This window comes from Idiomarina piscisalsi (genome assembly GCF_002211765.1).
In the GTDB taxonomy this organism is placed as follows: domain Bacteria; phylum Pseudomonadota; class Gammaproteobacteria; order Enterobacterales; family Alteromonadaceae; genus Idiomarina; species Idiomarina piscisalsi_A.
In genome coordinates, this window is the sequence record NZ_CP022133.1 from 132,238 (window position 1) to 147,512 (window position 15,275).

General features: G+C 46.7%; 15 protein-coding genes. 6 read left to right on the forward strand and 9 right to left on the reverse strand.

The features are described 5' to 3' along the window. Window positions 1–333 (reverse strand): helix-turn-helix transcriptional regulator, encoded by a 333-nt coding sequence (locus tag CEW91_RS00595; RefSeq protein ID WP_088767199.1) that lies wholly within the window; start codon window positions 331–333, stop codon window positions 1–3. Between the two features lie 3 nt (window positions 334–336). Beyond that, entirely contained in the window at window positions 337–732 is a 396-nt protein-coding gene (locus tag CEW91_RS00600; protein WP_088767200.1) for a hypothetical protein, read from the reverse strand. A gap of 220 nt (window positions 733–952) precedes the next feature. Here CEW91_RS00600 and CEW91_RS00605 point away from each other — a divergent pair, with 220 nt between their 5' ends. After that, on the forward strand, window positions 953–1,609 hold the full coding sequence (locus tag CEW91_RS00605; protein ID WP_088767201.1) for an SDR family oxidoreductase: 657 nt from the start codon (window positions 953–955) through the stop codon (window positions 1,607–1,609). On the opposite strand, the gene CEW91_RS00610 is transcribed toward CEW91_RS00605, so the two are convergent. Continuing rightward, window positions 1,583–2,440 carry a LysR family transcriptional regulator gene (locus tag CEW91_RS00610; RefSeq protein ID WP_088767202.1) on the reverse strand — a complete coding sequence of 286 codons (858 nt, stop codon included), beginning with the start codon at window positions 2,438–2,440 and terminating at the stop codon, window positions 1,583–1,585. The genes CEW91_RS00605 and CEW91_RS00610 overlap by 27 nt on opposite strands. Window positions 2,441–2,589: 149 nt before the next feature. On the opposite strand from CEW91_RS00610, the gene CEW91_RS00615 reads away from it, so the two are divergent. Next, window positions 2,590–4,563 (forward strand): ligand-gated channel protein, encoded by a 1,974-nt coding sequence (locus tag CEW91_RS00615; protein ID WP_198400891.1) that lies wholly within the window; start codon window positions 2,590–2,592, stop codon window positions 4,561–4,563. A 3-nt stretch (window positions 4,564–4,566) separates the two neighbouring features. Here CEW91_RS00615 and CEW91_RS00620 read toward each other — a convergent pair whose 3' ends face one another. Beyond that, a complete protein-coding gene (locus tag CEW91_RS00620; protein WP_088767204.1) occupies window positions 4,567–5,598 on the reverse strand; it encodes a phospholipase A in 1,032 nt (343 codons plus the stop codon). A 234-nt stretch (window positions 5,599–5,832) separates the two neighbouring features. On the opposite strand from CEW91_RS00620, the gene CEW91_RS00625 reads away from it, so the two are divergent. Beyond that, window positions 5,833–8,451 carry an EAL domain-containing protein gene (locus CEW91_RS00625; protein ID WP_157776061.1) on the forward strand — a complete coding sequence of 873 codons (2,619 nt, stop codon included), beginning with the start codon at window positions 5,833–5,835 and terminating at the stop codon, window positions 8,449–8,451. Window positions 8,452–8,524: 73 nt separating this feature from the next. Here CEW91_RS00625 and CEW91_RS00630 read toward each other — a convergent pair whose 3' ends face one another. From CEW91_RS00630 to CEW91_RS00650, 5 genes are all read right to left on the reverse strand, one after another. After that, on the reverse strand, window positions 8,525–8,836 hold the full coding sequence (locus tag CEW91_RS00630) for a hypothetical protein (protein ID WP_088767206.1): 312 nt from the start codon (window positions 8,834–8,836) through the stop codon (window positions 8,525–8,527). Then, a complete protein-coding gene (locus CEW91_RS00635) occupies window positions 8,833–9,417 on the reverse strand; it encodes an alpha/beta hydrolase (protein ID WP_232506994.1) in 585 nt (194 codons plus the stop codon). The genes CEW91_RS00630 and CEW91_RS00635 overlap by 4 nt, the downstream gene beginning before the upstream one ends. 305 nt (window positions 9,418–9,722) lie before the next feature. Further along, window positions 9,723–10,571 carry an acyl-CoA thioester hydrolase/BAAT C-terminal domain-containing protein gene (locus CEW91_RS00640; RefSeq protein WP_088767208.1) on the reverse strand — a complete coding sequence of 283 codons (849 nt, stop codon included), beginning with the start codon at window positions 10,569–10,571 and terminating at the stop codon, window positions 9,723–9,725. Window positions 10,572–10,600: 29 nt separating this feature from the next. Continuing rightward, complete coding sequence (locus CEW91_RS00645; RefSeq protein WP_198400872.1) at window positions 10,601–11,314, reverse strand: LytR/AlgR family response regulator transcription factor; 714 nt, start codon at window positions 11,312–11,314, stop codon at window positions 10,601–10,603. Further along, window positions 11,307–12,314, reverse strand: coding sequence for a sensor histidine kinase (locus tag CEW91_RS00650; protein WP_088767210.1), 1,008 nt, complete (start codon window positions 12,312–12,314; stop codon window positions 11,307–11,309). Before CEW91_RS00650 ends, CEW91_RS00645 begins: the two co-directional genes overlap by 8 nt. A 307-nt stretch (window positions 12,315–12,621) precedes the next feature. Here CEW91_RS00650 and CEW91_RS00655 point away from each other — a divergent pair, with 307 nt between their 5' ends. The 3 genes from CEW91_RS00655 to CEW91_RS00665 are packed head-to-tail and all read left to right on the forward strand — an operon-like array spanning window position 12,622 to window position 15,262. After that, entirely contained in the window at window positions 12,622–13,377 is a 756-nt protein-coding gene (locus CEW91_RS00655; protein ID WP_088767211.1) for an alpha/beta fold hydrolase, read from the forward strand. Window positions 13,378–13,404: 27 nt separating this feature from the next. Continuing rightward, on the forward strand, window positions 13,405–14,091 hold the full coding sequence (locus tag CEW91_RS00660) for a response regulator transcription factor (RefSeq protein ID WP_088767212.1): 687 nt from the start codon (window positions 13,405–13,407) through the stop codon (window positions 14,089–14,091). A 1-nt stretch (window position 14,092) separates the two neighbouring features. Then, window positions 14,093–15,262, forward strand: coding sequence for a sensor histidine kinase (locus tag CEW91_RS00665; RefSeq protein ID WP_198400873.1), 1,170 nt, complete (start codon window positions 14,093–14,095; stop codon window positions 15,260–15,262). Window positions 15,263–15,275 lie beyond the last annotated feature (13 nt).

A 15,275-nucleotide genomic window follows, 5' to 3' on the forward strand; every position in this document is an offset into this window, starting at 1 on the left:
CTATCGGTTGGTTAGCCATAGCGTTAATCCAATGCCGATAGCCATACCAAGTAATAATGTAATCAGCATTGGCAATGCATCGATCCAGCTTGGTGCCCGCTCGGGAGCGTCTTGGGACAGTAGTGTTTGCTCGGCACTAAAGCTTGACTCAATCGTCTTACGCTCAACCTCTAAAACGCTGCATAAAGCCAGTACGGTTTCTGATGAAGCCATACCTTCTTTCTCAACTCGTTGTATTGTGCGAAGGCTCACGGCGCACGCATCGGCAAGGTGCTGCTGAGTCCAACCTTTGTCATTTCGAAGCTCTACAATTTTAGTCGCATCAATACGCATAGCCTACCCCAAAAACGTTAATGCGGCGGTGGCAGCGAGGTAGCCGAATATCAGCCCAATAAAGAAGAAAATAACTAAGTTCCTGACAAAGGCTTTCTTGTTATCGAAGGCAGAGCGCGTTTCCGTGCTGACGGTTTCACCATTTACTATCAGCCGACATTCCACGCGGCAAAAGAGAAAGCCTGTTACATTAAAGTGAAGTTCATAGTCAGTACCGCCGACGTGAAACTTATGGCAGCTTGATAACCCAAGGTTACGCTTCTTTGACACTGAAGCTCCGTCAACAAGTACTTCCTCTTTGCCTGTGAGACTTGATGCATTTGCCGTTATTGTGTGTCCATTGTCGTTAAACTTAAAACGATAGGCGAGGTTTAGTTTTTCCAGTAAAGATTGTTTCATGAGTTTGTCCTTTTATTTAGTGTAAAGAGTACAGCGTTCTTTCGATGAATAAAGCTATCAGTACCAGAAAAATATCGTGACGCCAGTTTTGAGTCTGTCATATGACACACTGCTGTCATATCGGCTGCAGCTCTTAATTTTCTTGAGTTTACAGTAGGGTAGCGATCTAATCCGACACCTCAGTGCGTATGATCAGATATAAAAAGCATGGAGGTGAATTATGAATGTTGCCGTTATTGGTGCGAATGGAAAAATTGGTCAACATCTTGTTGAACAATTGCAAAACGACGACAAACACAAGGTTGTTGCTGTGGTACGGAAGCAGGAACAAAAACAATCGTGGGAAGAGAAAGGTGTTGAAGCCAGGTTAGCCGACTTAGAAGGCTCCGTTGACGACTTGCAGACTGCTCTTAACGGCTCAGATGCGGTGGTATTCACAGCAGGGTCCGGGGCTAACACGGGTGATGACAAAACGCTTTTAGTGGATTTAGATGGCGCCGTGAAAACTGTTGAAGCGGCTGAAAAAATTGGCGCGAAACGTTTTATTATGGTCAGCGCATGGCAAGCGAATAGCCGCGAGAATTGGGCGGAACAGCTACTGCCTTACTACGCGGCGAAGCATTACGCTGACAAAGAGTTAATGCGCAGCAACCTTAATTGGACGATAGTACGTCCCGGCGCATTAACGGATGATCCTGCCAGCGGCAAGGTGGTTGTTGGAGAATCATTGGCTCCGGGCTCAGTGCCTCGCGAGGATGTGGCGAACGTGTTACATCGCTGCCTCGACGAATCAGGAACGGAACGCAAAGCGTTTGATTTGATGTCGGGCGAGAGTGACGTTCAGCAGTCCTTACAAGCGATGAAAGAACTCGCTTAGTACCTCAACAGTCCGTTCAGTTTTTGCGGGAATATTGTCTTTAACCGGCAATACTGCGTGAACACTGTACGGGCTGCCTGTCCATTCCGGTAGCAGTCGAAGTAAGTGACCGCTTTCAATGTAGTGCTTGACTTCAGGCTCTGGCAGTAATGCGTAACCCACCCCATCTAGTGTCAGTTGCACCACAGTTTGCATGTTGTTGAGCATGATTTTCGGTTGCGGGAATTCAAGCTCTGATGAGTTCGACATGTGCCCAATAAAGCAGTCTTCGGGAAGGTCGTTAAAACGACTGATAGGCTTCTGCGCAGCCGGGTGCGAAGCAGCTATACAAGGAATCATGTTCCAATCTACTAAGTGCCTAGCATAAAGCGATGAGTCGACAAGAGGGCCAATCCGAATGGCCAAGTCGGCGCCGGCGGTAATTAAATCAATAGGCTCGTCCGTCATGTGCAGTTGAAAATGGACATTTTTAAACTCTTGTTGCAGCTTTTTTAATGGCTCGCTGAGCAAGCCACCACCAAAACCGACTGGCGCTATCATTTTAATTTGCCCCTGCGGCGTTTTGGTCAGCGCTTCCCATTGCTCTTGGTTACGCGAAGCAATATTGAGCATGTCTAAGCATGATTGGTAAAACACTTTTCCGGCTTCGGTCAACGTCAGCGTCCGCGTGTTTCTGTGAAACAGCGCAATACCGTTGTCTTTTTCCAGGCGCTGTAACTGTTGGCTAACCGCAGACACCGTCATGTGCAGTTCCTTTGCTGCTCCACTCATACTGTTCAGCTCAACCGTTCGGGTAAAAGCCTTCATTGACCGAATCATTTTTGGATTCATGTTTTAGTCCCGCTTAAAACCTATTTCAGAATTTCGACGTTGATGAATTCATCTTAACATTTATGATCGCCAATGAAAATTATTCTCATTTAATAGAGGGGCGATTTGTGAACGTTTTTAAGAATGGCTTGAAACTGGGTGTACTTTCAATGGCTATTTTTTCTGCCTTGGGTACCGCTTATGCACAGGATGGTGCAAACGACGATCGTGAAAAGCGACGTCATAAACACAAAGACATGGAAGTGATGGTGGTGACGGCCTCTGGTGTCGCACAGCATATCAAGAAGGCGCCGGCTTCTATTTCCGTTATCGATAAAGACGAGTTGTCACAGCGCTTCTACAAAGACTTAACCGACGCCATGACGGATGCGCCAGGGGTTGTAGTCACCGGCGGTGGTGACCGTCAGGATATCAGTCTGCGGGGGATGGGAGCCGACTACACCTTAATTTTGGTGGACGGTCAGCGTCAGAGTTCCAGAGAAACCCGTCCAAATAGCGACGGTCCGGGTGTGGAAGGCGCCTGGACGCCACCACTGGCTGCCATCGATCGCATTGAAATTATTCGTGGACCGATGTCGTCTCTTTACGGCTCGGACGCAATAGGTGGTGTGATTAACATCATTACGCGAAAAACACCGGACGAATGGCGCTCTGAAATTCGCGTTGACGGCACATTGCAGGAACGATCGGAGTCCGGTAACAGCTATCAAACGAACTTTTATACGGCAGGTTCACTCATTAAAGATACTTTGGGGCTTCAGTTGTCGGCCGGCTACACACGGCGCCTTGAAGATGACATTGTCGATGGCTTTCGTGATAAAACCGCGCAAGATGCCGATATGAAGCTGGCTTATACGCCAAATCGCGACCATGAGATTCTGTTTGAAGTTGGGACGGCGAAACAAACGATAGACGCTTCTTTAGGCAAGACGATTGAACCGCTGGCGCCAGGTGAAGAATGCGGTCGCCGCGGGTGCCCTGAGTCTTCAAGCACTGTGTACGATAGTCAGTCCGTATCGATTGCCCACAATGGTCAATGGGGCTTAGTGGGTGCACGCAGCTACTTAAAACGCGACGAGTATGAAAACGAAGCGCGCTTAATGACCATTACCAATACCGACTTTCAAAGTCACTGGAATTTACCGCTATTTGATGACAATTCAGTCAATACCGGGGTTTCCTACTTTAAGGAAGAGCTGGAAGACTTAACCAGCAATCAAATCAGTGACCGTACGCGAGTTGAAGGCTCGCAATGGTCGGTATTTGCAGAAACGGCCTGGCCATTGTTTAAAGGGTTCGACTTAACCACCGGCGTTCGTTATGACGACGATGACATTTTCGGCGGTCATTGGAGCCCCCGTGTCTATGGTGTTTATACCTTAAGCCGGGCAACAACCATAAAAGGTGGGGTTTCAACGGGCTTCCGAGCACCAGGCCTGCGTGAAACCACCCCTGACTGGGGTCAGGTCAGCCGAGGTGGCGATGTTTACGGCAACCCAAATTTAGAAGCAGAAACGTCAACAAACTATGAGTTGGGTTTGTATACCGACTGGAGTCGGCACACCTCAACCTCTGCTACTGTTTTTTACAACCAATTTGACGATAAAATCACTCGCGTCGCCTGCCCGGCAACGGTGTGTGATGCCGGACCGAATCAGTTTGGCTCCATGCCAACGACTCGTGTGAATATTGATGAAGCGGTGACCCGCGGGGTTGAGCTGACATTCAATTCACGCCTTAGCCGCCATTGGTCAGTTAAAGGGAACTATACGTACACCGACTCTGAACAGAAATCGGGTGAATATGCCGGCGAGCCTTTAAACCAATTGCCTAAGCACTTAATACAAACGTCGTTAAACTGGAAACCGAATAAGCGCTGGAACAGTTGGATACGTGTGCATTATCGCGGTAAAGAAAGCCAGCCAACAACAGGGCCATCACAGAGTGCATTGGTTGCGCCGTCCTACACACTGGCAGACTTCGGTGTGAATTATTATGTCACCCGTGACTTAAAGCTAGCGGCAGGTATCTATAATCTATTGGACAAAGAGATTGGTGTGGAAGAGTACGGCTATGTTGAAGACGGCCGACGTCTTTGGCTATCGGCCGCCTACAACTTTTAACCGTTAAAGTACGTTATTTAACGCAATACCTAAACCGAAGCGAGTCTGTTTGTGGTTGTAGTCAATCAGGCTCTCTCCGTATCCGGTGAAAATTGACGTATAACCAATAAACTTACCGCCGAGTGGAAACGTCCAGTTAAGCTCGGCGGAGCCTCTACCAGTATCTATGGCGTGTTTAAGCCTTAAAATGTATTCGAAATCACCGTCGCTGTAGGCGGTGGTGAATTCGTAGTCACCTACATAATCGGTAATGTTGGGGTTGTCGTCGCCACTGGACTGAAGCGGGTCGGTTTTTGCGTCTTCTTGTAAACGAATCCATGGCTTGAACGAGAAAACGAAACGCCCCTTTTCAACGACAAATTGAGCATAAAAGCGGTTCCAACTGCGTGACAGTGGTTGGCTGCGGCCATTCGACAAGTGTTCTGCCCCAAATACTAAGGCCGTATTAGTACCAAATGGATGCCAGCCGGTTGGTGTTCCGTAGAAAAATTCGGGCATGTAGTTCGTTTCGCGGAATGGCTTAGAAATATCATTTGAATAAACTTGCCACCAGGATTGTACTGTAAAGCCGAAGAAAAACTGGTCGTCTTCGAACAGCAAGCTTTCTTTATTGAGCGGCACTTTAAAGCTGAGCTGGAATTTGGCTTCGTACTCTTCTAAGTTTTCTTCATAACCTTCAATATCGGCGTACTGTATACGGTTAATATTGTTTGTGGTCAGCACAGGCAGCATGTAATTTCGGCGGTGTGGAGTCAGCACATAAGGGTCAAATTGGGTGACCTTTTCACTTTTCATCCGGTTGGTGAGCACACCCGGCTCTTGTACGGCATCGACTTCAACCACTTCCTCTTCTTCAGCGCTGCGGAGCTGTTGTTCACACTGGCTACGAATATCGGCAATAGTGGTTTTTTCCGCTTTGGTCGTATTCATTTTGTCCAGTAGACATTGCTGCATTTCAGACAGCTGCTGTGCGTGAGCCACTGTAAAAAGAAATAGACAAGAGGCTGTTGCACTAAGACGAATCCATGTTTTCATAAAGGTACGACTCCAAACGGTAAGCTTCTGTGTACTATAGTGGAATTAACAATTTTAGATCACTCATTCAGGTTTATTTTGTTATACACTTACAAAAAGTAGGTGTATAACGCTTATCGAGATGAGCAAAGGAGAACAAGTATTTCATACCGCGCGCTCGAATTATTCGACAAACTGCCACTTTCTTACCGTTTTGCAGCGGCATTATTATTGCCGATTATCGCGGTTATCTGGATGTCAGGCTCTAATATTCTGGATCTGAGGCAGTCGGCTAACCGGCTGGATGCGCTGAATGATAATATCACACTGGTCACAGCGGCCGGTCAGCTCGTCGGCACATTACAACGTGAACGTGGCTTGAGTGTGCTCATTACGGACACCGGCACTGAGCGCTTACGGTCGCGGTTAGTGCAAAGCCGTGAGAGAACGAACCAGCAGCTGATAAACCTAAAGCAAAAGTTGGGGTCAGTAGATATCACGTCGGAAACCAAAGCGCTTCACCAGGGCTTAAAACTAGCGACTGACGCATTGGGTCAGCTACCGGTTATGCGTGAGCGTGTCGATAATGAACAAGCGACCCCTGATGAAATACTTCAGTTCTATACGGCGATTATTCGGCAAACCAATAGCCAGTTGAATGAATTGGCACGTGATTTATCGATAGTCAGCCTTTCGCGCGAAGTGAATGCGTACTTTATTTTAAACCGACTGCGAGAATTACTCGGACAAGAACGCGTCATTGTCGGTAAAGGGCTATTAAACGGCAAAATGAGCCACGAAGACATTCGTCAGTTGGCTTATAACGCCGGCCGCCAGCGCAGCTTGCTGATTGGCTTTGAAAGTCAAACCACGGTGGAGCCTAGTGGTGAGTTGTCTGCGTTAACAACGGAGTTTCGGCAAAAGCTACTCGCAACACGAACGCCTAATGAGTTACTTCAGGGCATGGACGCTGACGTGTGGATAGCTCAGCAGACACAGCTTATTGCGACCGTTCAGGACGTTGAGCAACGGTTAATCACGAGCATTAAAGAAACGGCGACGAGCTCTTATGAATCGTCCCTCAACGAGCTCTGGCGTTACGTCATTATTTCACCATTGGTGTTGCTGACGGCGCTGTTTTTAAGCTGGCTCATTCTGCGCTATGTGCGTCGCCAAATAATGTTGGCAGACTCCGTTTTTCAATACACACAAGACCGCATTACTATCACGGATGCCGATGGCCGAATTCTGGATGTTAACCCGGCCTTTACGCGCATTACCGGCTATAAAAAACGTGAAGTGCTGGGCAAAAACCCCCGGTTCCTGAAGTCTGGGCGTCAGGGCAAGTCGTTTTATCGCTCTATGTTCCAGCAGCTGATAAAAGACGGCTTCTGGCAGGGAGAGTTGTGGAACCGCCGTAAAAATGGCGAGTTTTATGCGGAACTGGCGTCCATGAGCGCTATTAAGAATAAGCGCGGCGAAGTACAAAACTTTGTCGGCATTAGTTCGGACGTAACAGAACGAGCGTTTGCCCATAAGGAAGAATTAGAATTCAGAACCTACCACGACGCTCTGACCGGGCTTCCTAATATCTTACTTGTACGAGACCGCCTGGAACACGCATTGAGCATTGCTGGTCGTAAAGGCGACATGGTCGTGGTCGCGTCTATCGACGTCGATAATTTCAAAAATATCAACGCTCAGTTTGGCCATGCGGTGGGTGATAAAGTCATAGAGCAGCTTGCCCGGCGGCTCAACGCCACCATACGCGACGGCGATACGGTCGGAAGGCTCAGCGGCGATGAATTTTTATTGGTCATTGAAGGTGGAGAGAGTGAACTGCAGGTGAATGAGGTTCTCGAGCGAATAAAGTCCGAGCTCTCCGAAACCATCACCGTTGGTTCTTACACCATGGATATTACCGTCAGTATGGGCGTTACTGCGTATCCGCAGGACAACAACGATGCCGATACCCTCATTCGCCACTCCAGCCAGTCACTGCATCAGTCTAAGCGCAACGGCCGTGACCGCATAACGTGGTTTGATACGCATCGCGAGCAAGAGCAGGCGAAGTTGACCGAGCTTATTAAGCGTATGGAACTGGCTGTTAGTCATGATGAGCTGGAGCTTTTTTACCAACCCAAAGTGAATATGGAAACCTGTGAGGTCATAGGCGTTGAGGCGCTACTGCGCTGGCGCGACCCTGAGCGCGGGTTGGTACCACCGGGTGACTTTTTGCCATTTATAGAAGAACATCCGTTCTCTATTACGATTGGTAACTGGGTGCTCAATGAAGCACTGAAGCAAGTGAGTGAATGGCGTTCACAAGGCGTTGAGCTGCCCGTTAGTGTGAATATCAATGCATTGCAGTTGCTCGACAACCAGTTCTTAGATTCGGTCAGTACGCACCTCAGTCATTACACCAATGTGTCACCGAAATATTTAGAGATAGAAGTGCTAGAAAGCGCCGCCATTGGTGAAATTCATAAGGCGGCTGACGTGTTGGCGAAATGCAAAAAAATGGGTATCCCTGTGTCTCTGGATGACTTTGGCACCGGCTATGCCGCACTCGATTACCTGAAGCGCTTACCGGCGCAGACGCTCAAAATAGACCAAAGCTTTGTCCGTGACATGCTGACAGACGAAGGTGATTTGGCCATTGTGAAAGGCATTATTGGTTTGGCTAAGGCCTTTAGATTTGAAGTTATTGCGGAAGGTGTAGAAACCGAGCCACAGGGTAAAACACTGGTTGAGCTAGGTTGCGTTCTGGGTCAAGGGTATGGCATTGCGAAACCGATGCCGGCAAACGAAGTACTGCCATGGCTTAAAAACTGGAAATGCCCTGAAGGTTGGGGTGGGTATGAGAGTTTGTGAGGTGAGGGTGTGATTTGTTTGTGGCGGGTTAGTGCTGAGCGGACATTTTTAGCATATGAGGGCCCCTTCGTGTTTACTGTTTCTGGGTGATGCGAAATAGTTTCTTAGCAAGACCAATGCACAGCATCGTCATGGTCGTAACAACAAAAAACTGTCCGAACATTTGGAGCGCAAACTTAGGCCAAAAGTTAATTTCTTCGGTGAAGAGTGGATGCCAAACATATATCAACGTTAAACTCCCCGGGAACAGTAGCACCTTAGAGCCGGGCACGGGACCGCCAAGAACGTTGTATAAATTCCAACTCAACGCAAATGCGGCTGCACCAATAACGACAGAGATTAAACCCGCGTATACGGCAATAGTTATCGTTTTAGTATTTATCATGAATTAACTCGACAGCCCGTGCCGTTTAGAAAATTATCTATAACGTTAGTAATTTCATCTTTAAGCCATTTGGGGCCGTAATCAGTCATGTCGTTGTGACGGGATTTTGGTATTTCGGTAACGCACATACTGTATTCTTTTGCCTCTTTCTTTGAAGGCAATACGCCTTCGTCAGCAGGGTAATCACTACCTCGAATTGAGAGGACGTTAATCCCCCTTCTCTTGGGAAGCGGAACGCGACGATGGTCAAGTGTAATCACTATGTCGATGTAATCCTTGCCGGCATTCGCAAGCCAGGAGGAAATATCCCCACCATTTGAATGACCAATAAGTAGCAAGTCGTTGAAGTTATAGTTTTGGTAAGTAGATGCCAGTCTGAGTTTTATAAAGTCCAGTGTTTCGGCGCCTCTCTTCCAGTTTTCACTGCGAGTTTCATACAAATTACCCGATACCGACAACGGAGGATCGTTCTCTAGTTCATGTCCAATAGCCACAACCATGTAACCAAGTTGGCTTAGCTGTTCGGACAAAAAAGTGTATTTAGTATGTGATACGCCGTAACCCGCGCTAAGTAATGCCACTGGGCACTTCTGGGTCTCGTTGCAATGTTCTTTTTCAATAGGATGCGAAACTTCTATCGGAATATGTCTGTCCCTGGATTCATCGTAAATCTCGTCGCTTGCGAAGCTAAAAGTGCTGAAAAGTAAACTTGCGAATAATGTGACGAGTTTCAAATTATAGTCCTTTACGATTTGATTTTTGGCGACTCGTGACTGTACTACGGTTTGTAATAAATGTCCGCTGCTCGTTCTTAGCGGACACTACCAATATTATCTGGCAATTTATTCTTAGCCAGTGCAAGCCAGCAAACACGCTGGCTTTATAGCTAGTTACATTCAGGGCCCATGACACGTTGTAGGTGAGTCAAGACAGTATCCATTGTTTCCTTGTTATAACTGTAATGGTCTCCATCCAAAGCGACATGCAGAACGGGGGGCTCATAGCTATTATCCGACAATCTTTGTTCAACTTTATTAGCCATATCGAATGAAGGCCAAATTTGGTCTTGCCTTGCTGAGACCAGCGTAACCGAGCCGCTAATCTTCTCGACAGGAATTGCAGCATCGTTTAACTCTTTTGAGGAAGCTTCAGATAAAGCCTCAGTAAAGGCAGCTCGATACTCGCCGGTAAAAATGCCGGATAGCATATCAAAAGATAATAATGGGGCCTCAATGTAAGGTAGTGGCTGTCCGTCGATGCTCCAGCTTGAATGGCTCATTGGTGTTTTCACGGCATTCCAGACAACATGACTCGGGTATGCAGCAACAATGTGATTAACCGTATTAAAATGGCTGCCAAGCAACAAAGATAATTCTGCACCTTTAGAGAAACCGAGAAGTGCGACACACCGACCTTTAATGCTCGGGTCTTCAGTTATTGCCTTAATACGCGCGTCAATTTCGTTTAAAGACAGCTCAATAGGGCTATCGGGCGTTCCCGACGTATCAAAGTAACCCATTGATGCAACTGAGAATCCATAATCGTGATATCTATCCATCAACGGCTTCATATTTGGATTGGCAAAGTAGTTACCACCGTCGCTTCCACCTACCAAAATGACTAACGGGTGCGCTTCGCCATCGTTAATGTAGTTGGTGTATAAATCAGGTGCTGTCGCGTTTTCGCAGGACGCAAGAGCCCCCACCAGTAAAAATGGTGTTATTAATTTTTTCATTGTTGTTCCTTATTTTTTAGGGTTAAGCACTACACCTTTAAGTGCCTTTTTAGTTGGCGTGCGCCATTACGGCTGGTTAATACTTCCAGCTCGGAGTGAATAAATCGTAAGAGCAAGCGCCCATTAAGCCAGCGCTCAGCTTCGCTCAATCGGAGCCGATTAATGATTGCGCCACGATGGACTCGGAGAAAGTGAGGAGGCAGTTGTTGCTCCAATTCAGTTAAGGTTGTGTCTAGAGGGTAAGTCTGTGAACCGCTATGAGCCACTTGCGTCCCGTTGTCGATAATAATGGCATCAATATCCTCAACCTTTACGTTTCTCATACGGTGCCCGACCTGACTAATCAATGTTTGCGGCAGTGTCTGGGTTCGTTTAAGTCGCAGCCGCTCAGCGACTCGTTCAAGTGCCAGCTGCAGCCGCTCTAGGCTAATCGGCTTGAGAATATAATCAGCAGCTGCACCGCTGAAGGCCTCAACTGCATAGCGGCTATGTGCCGTTGTGAAAATAACTTCGCTATTGCAGTGGTGCTGGTTTAATTGCGACAGCACATCGATTCCATCAAGTCCTGGCATATTAATGTCGAGTAAAATGACATCGGGTTGTGACTCCGAAAGGCGCTGAAAAAGCTCCTTTCCCGATTTTAGTTCGGCGTCAATACGCCACCCGGCTAATGTACTAATAAGTTGATTCAGCTTGAGTCTGCTTGCGTATTCATCGTCAACGATAAAAAGGGTATTAAGCATGATTAGCCTCCAAGCTGATGTTGACGATTGCTCCCGTAGACTTTGGGACATTCGACAGCTGGATATTGGCATGGCGCATAAGCCCAATCCGTTGGATTGTCGTGCTCAAACCGAGTCCCGAATGTTTTAAATCTTCAGGTTGAGTAGCCAGCACGGTGTCAGGAAAACCGGGACCATTGTCGCGGATAGTAACCTGTAGAGCACTTCCACGAGTTTTACACACTAACGTTAATTTAATTGGAAACCGCGTGGCATGTTTAATTGAGTTTTCCAGTATTGGTTGCAACAAAAATGGTGGAATTTTCACGTCTAGAGTTGCTTCATCAATGTCTATATCTATTTTCAAATCATCACCGAGCCTAGCACGCTCTATATTCAGCCACTTTTGTAGGATCATTAATTCATGTTTGAGGCTTATGGTATCGACATTATTGGTATCAAGGATATGTCGTAGTACGGAGGCTAAATCGTGAGTCAGCCGCTCTGCCTTTTTCGGATTCGAAGTAATGAAAGCCGTTAACGTATTAAGGCTGTTAAACAAGAAATGAGGATGCAAGGCATGCTTTAGTTGATTCAACTCAGCATGCTGGCGCAGCAAACGTTCGATTTGTAATGCTTTGTAGGCTCTATAGGCACGATAAAGAATATAGGTTCCAATAGCCCAGGGAATTGACATGAAAAAGACATCAAGCCAACCAAAGTTAACAGCTGAGTAAATGCCTGCTAGAGCAAAACCCCAGATTCGATAGCCGATATAAAAGCAACCAAACCATAGAAGCAACTCATAGAAAATATTGTTGATGGCGAGCCTTTTGATAGCGAATATGGCCGAAGAAATAGGTACCCAAAATAGGAAGACAATCGCAACAGCCCCAGCTAACAGAGCGTCATTGGTTCCTGCCTGCCCTCGTTGCCACCAGTCGAGAAAGGTAATCGTGGCACTGATAAAACTTAACCCGAGTAATGCAATAAACAGTTCTTTTTTAGTGATTTCTGGCATCGGTGTGTCCGCTGCTTTGGTTATGCAGACATTATTAAAGCCCTGAAGCTGAGTGTCACTGTGTTTCTGACTGAATGGTTAAAATAAAGGGTTGAACTGTCGCTAGGGTTCGTCCGCTTTGAGCGATGAGCAGACGTTGGGTTTGCTCTGACCTGCCGCATACTAAATAATAGCTCTAGCCTCTGTGTTTTCAGCAGGAAAATGCGACTACTAATATTCGGCTTTACCAGATAGTAGCGATCTTTTTTCACCGCTATTTCACCTTTGCTCTGATAATTTCATTTGAAATTACATAAAGGAGCAATTCATGCGTCTACATAAAATTATTTATTGTTTGTTTTTACTAATCCCGACTTACTCGTTTGCGGCAGAAGAAGTAACTGTTATTTTTGAATCTGGGTTCGGTATCGACGGAGAAGTTTGGAACCCAGTCATCGAACAGCTACCGGCCAATATCAAAGTCATCAATCCAACTCGCCTTAGCCTGGCCTCTGCAAACACTCAGCCGACAACTATTCAGCAAGACGTTAGTTCATTAATAAAAAAGATTCAGCATGAGAGTGAACAGCGTCAAGTTATTGTGGTAGGTCACTCCTACGGAGGTTTAATTGTGACCGAAGCTATTCGCGAGGCAAGCTCGCAGGTGCTTGGCGTGGTGCTTATTGAACCAACAGTTAAGGTTCAACGCGTGCGTTATCGAAAACTTGATTCTGAGCGCGTCGCACGTGATGACAAAGTGATGGCAAAATACATGCCACCGCATCTATTGTCGCACTATAAGTTGCTCATGCAAGAACTCGATAGCACTGATGAAAATTTGATACCGTTACCTGCTGATCTGCGTGTGACACTTTATACTTCGACGCAGCTCCATCCTGAGCCAATGTTTATCGAGGAGACTAAAGCTGGCAAAGAATTATGGATGCAAATGCATAACGAGCTATTTAGTTTAATTCGGGCTGGCCAGCATATTCGTTCCGACAAATGGGGTCACTCGATTCATATTGAATATCCAGCAGAGATAGCGAATGCTATTTTGAATCTTGCCGCCGAAGGCCCATAATAAGAAAGTCTTTAGGAGGAGCACACCATGCCCAAAGAGCGTTCAATTTTACTGATCGAGGATAACTTAGCGATTGCCAGACAGGTCGTCGACTTTCTCGAAGGATTGGGTTGGAACGTGGATTTTGCCTCCTCTGGACAGTTAGGAATAAAACTAGCATTAAACGCGCAATTTAACGTAATCTTACTTGATTTGAATCTTCCTGACACAGATGGCCTAGCCGTCTGTCAGGCTATCAAAGAACAAGCCCAACGCAATCAGCCCATATTAATGGTAACTGCGCGTGATGCCTTTGAAGATAAAGCCAAAGGCTTTGGTCATGGTGCCGATGATTACCTGACGAAACCATATGATTTACGTGAACTAGCACTGCGCTGCGAGGCGCTCTCTCGACGCCCCGAACTCCACCGGGACAGCTTATTAATCGAAGGCGGGTTGCGAGTCGATATGCGTGCGATGACCGCACACTGGCAGCAGACATTAATACCACTGACGGGCATCGGCTTAAAGCTTTTGAGCGAGTTGCTCGTTGCCCATCCTTATCCAGTGAGTCGCTCCGACCTGATAAGTACTATTTGGGGCGCAGACCCACCTGAAAGTAATGCATTGAAGTCCCATATCTATTCTTTGCGTAAGGTGTTAGAGCATGTGAGCGGGCGACAGCTTCTGTTTACCATCAGTAATGTGGGCTACCAACTTAAAGGACTGGATTAAGATGAGGGCTAATAGCATAAGAGCCAAGTTATTCATCTCATTTGGCGTTTTGGTTGTCATCATTAGCTTCGTCTACATGCGTCTGAGCTATCTCGCGATCACCACATCTGAAGCCGTTATAGCGTCAGTCTTGTTAGAGACTGACCCACCCGGAATGACAACGACAGTGTATTCCGAAGTAGACTTGCCAGCGTGCAATTCAACGTCTTTACTCCATGATACGAAGATAACTGTCTATGAATGCGCAGAGCAGACGGTTTATAGCTACCCAACCAAAGACGCGCAAGGTGTCCCGGTATGGAAACTGTTAGATGCAACCGAGGCCTTACCTTTTTCCAGGTTTAATGACGTGTTAAATTTATTTAACACGAGTTTGGCGCTGGTTGCTATCGTATTGGCTTTGCTAGCTACTTGGGTTATCGCGAACCGAATAGCTCAGCCCATTCGCAACCTGACGGAACAGGTTCTTCGGCAACGTGACAATGCTGACGCGTCGATTAAACGTTTATCTCGTGAGGACGAAATTGGCCAATTAGCGGATGCTTTTTATCACACCTACTCTGAATTGCAGAGCGCTTTGCAACGTGAAAAAGACTTTACGCGGGACGTTAGCCATGAATTGCGTACACCGATTACGTTAATCAAAAACACTCTGACACTCACTCGTGATGACGCCCTACAACCTGACACGATGAAGCTTTTGCAGCAGGCAACGAGTGAACTCCAACAAACAATCAATGTGTTACTTGCTCTGGCTCGCAAGGAAAACCTCAACTTTACTGAATTGGTTTTTGTGCCGCTGCTTGAGGAGGCCATTTTAGGAGTTCATCGTGTGCATCCGGACCTTGTTTTTGACTGTCATGTCGATCTTCCACCCCAACTTAGAGTATACGGTAATCAACATTTAATCAGCTTGTTGTGTCAGAACCTGATAAGTAACGGTTTTTACCATGGCGATGCTAGCGGTCTCAAGATTCATCAAAGTGATGGTGGGGCGATTGTTTTTGAAAATAGTTTGGGGGAGTCCTCAGAGCGTCCTTACTATCAGGGCTTGGGTCACGGTCAGTATTTAGTTAAACGCATCGCTAAAGTTATGAACTGGAGCGTGAGTATCGAACAAACTAGCGATATTTATCGCGTCAAAATAACTCCCACTACGGTACTCGAGTAAGTTAATTGAAGCG

What these genes read in the sequence shown, in the direction of transcription:
- CEW91_RS00660 (WP_088767212.1), top strand. Translation starts at nt 13,405, where the DNA reads ATGCCCAAAGAGCGTTCAATTTTACTGATCGAGGATAACTTAGCGATT.
- CEW91_RS00665 (WP_198400873.1), top strand. Translation starts at nt 14,093, where the DNA reads ATGAGGGCTAATAGCATAAGAGCCAAGTTATTCATCTCATTTGGCGTT.
- CEW91_RS00630 (WP_088767206.1), bottom strand. Translation starts at nt 8,836, where the DNA reads ATGATAAATACTAAAACGATAACTATTGCCGTATACGCGGGTTTAATC.
- CEW91_RS00620 (WP_088767204.1), bottom strand. Translation starts at nt 5,598, where the DNA reads ATGAAAACATGGATTCGTCTTAGTGCAACAGCCTCTTGTCTATTTCTT.
- CEW91_RS00615 (WP_198400891.1), top strand. Translation starts at nt 2,590, where the DNA reads ATGGCTATTTTTTCTGCCTTGGGTACCGCTTATGCACAGGATGGTGCA.
- CEW91_RS00625 (WP_157776061.1), top strand. Translation starts at nt 5,833, where the DNA reads ATGTCAGGCTCTAATATTCTGGATCTGAGGCAGTCGGCTAACCGGCTG.
- CEW91_RS00605 (WP_088767201.1), top strand. Translation starts at nt 953, where the DNA reads ATGAATGTTGCCGTTATTGGTGCGAATGGAAAAATTGGTCAACATCTT.
- CEW91_RS00655 (WP_088767211.1), top strand. Translation starts at nt 12,622, where the DNA reads ATGCGTCTACATAAAATTATTTATTGTTTGTTTTTACTAATCCCGACT.
- CEW91_RS00650 (WP_088767210.1), bottom strand. Translation starts at nt 12,314, where the DNA reads ATGCCAGAAATCACTAAAAAAGAACTGTTTATTGCATTACTCGGGTTA.
- CEW91_RS00640 (WP_088767208.1), bottom strand. Translation starts at nt 10,571, where the DNA reads ATGAAAAAATTAATAACACCATTTTTACTGGTGGGGGCTCTTGCGTCC.
- CEW91_RS00600 (WP_088767200.1), bottom strand. Translation starts at nt 732, where the DNA reads ATGAAACAATCTTTACTGGAAAAACTAAACCTCGCCTATCGTTTTAAG.
- CEW91_RS00595 (WP_088767199.1), bottom strand. Translation starts at nt 333, where the DNA reads ATGCGTATTGATGCGACTAAAATTGTAGAGCTTCGAAATGACAAAGGT.
- CEW91_RS00610 (WP_088767202.1), bottom strand. Translation starts at nt 2,440, where the DNA reads ATGAATCCAAAAATGATTCGGTCAATGAAGGCTTTTACCCGAACGGTT.
- CEW91_RS00645 (WP_198400872.1), bottom strand. Translation starts at nt 11,314, where the DNA reads ATGCTTAATACCCTTTTTATCGTTGACGATGAATACGCAAGCAGACTC.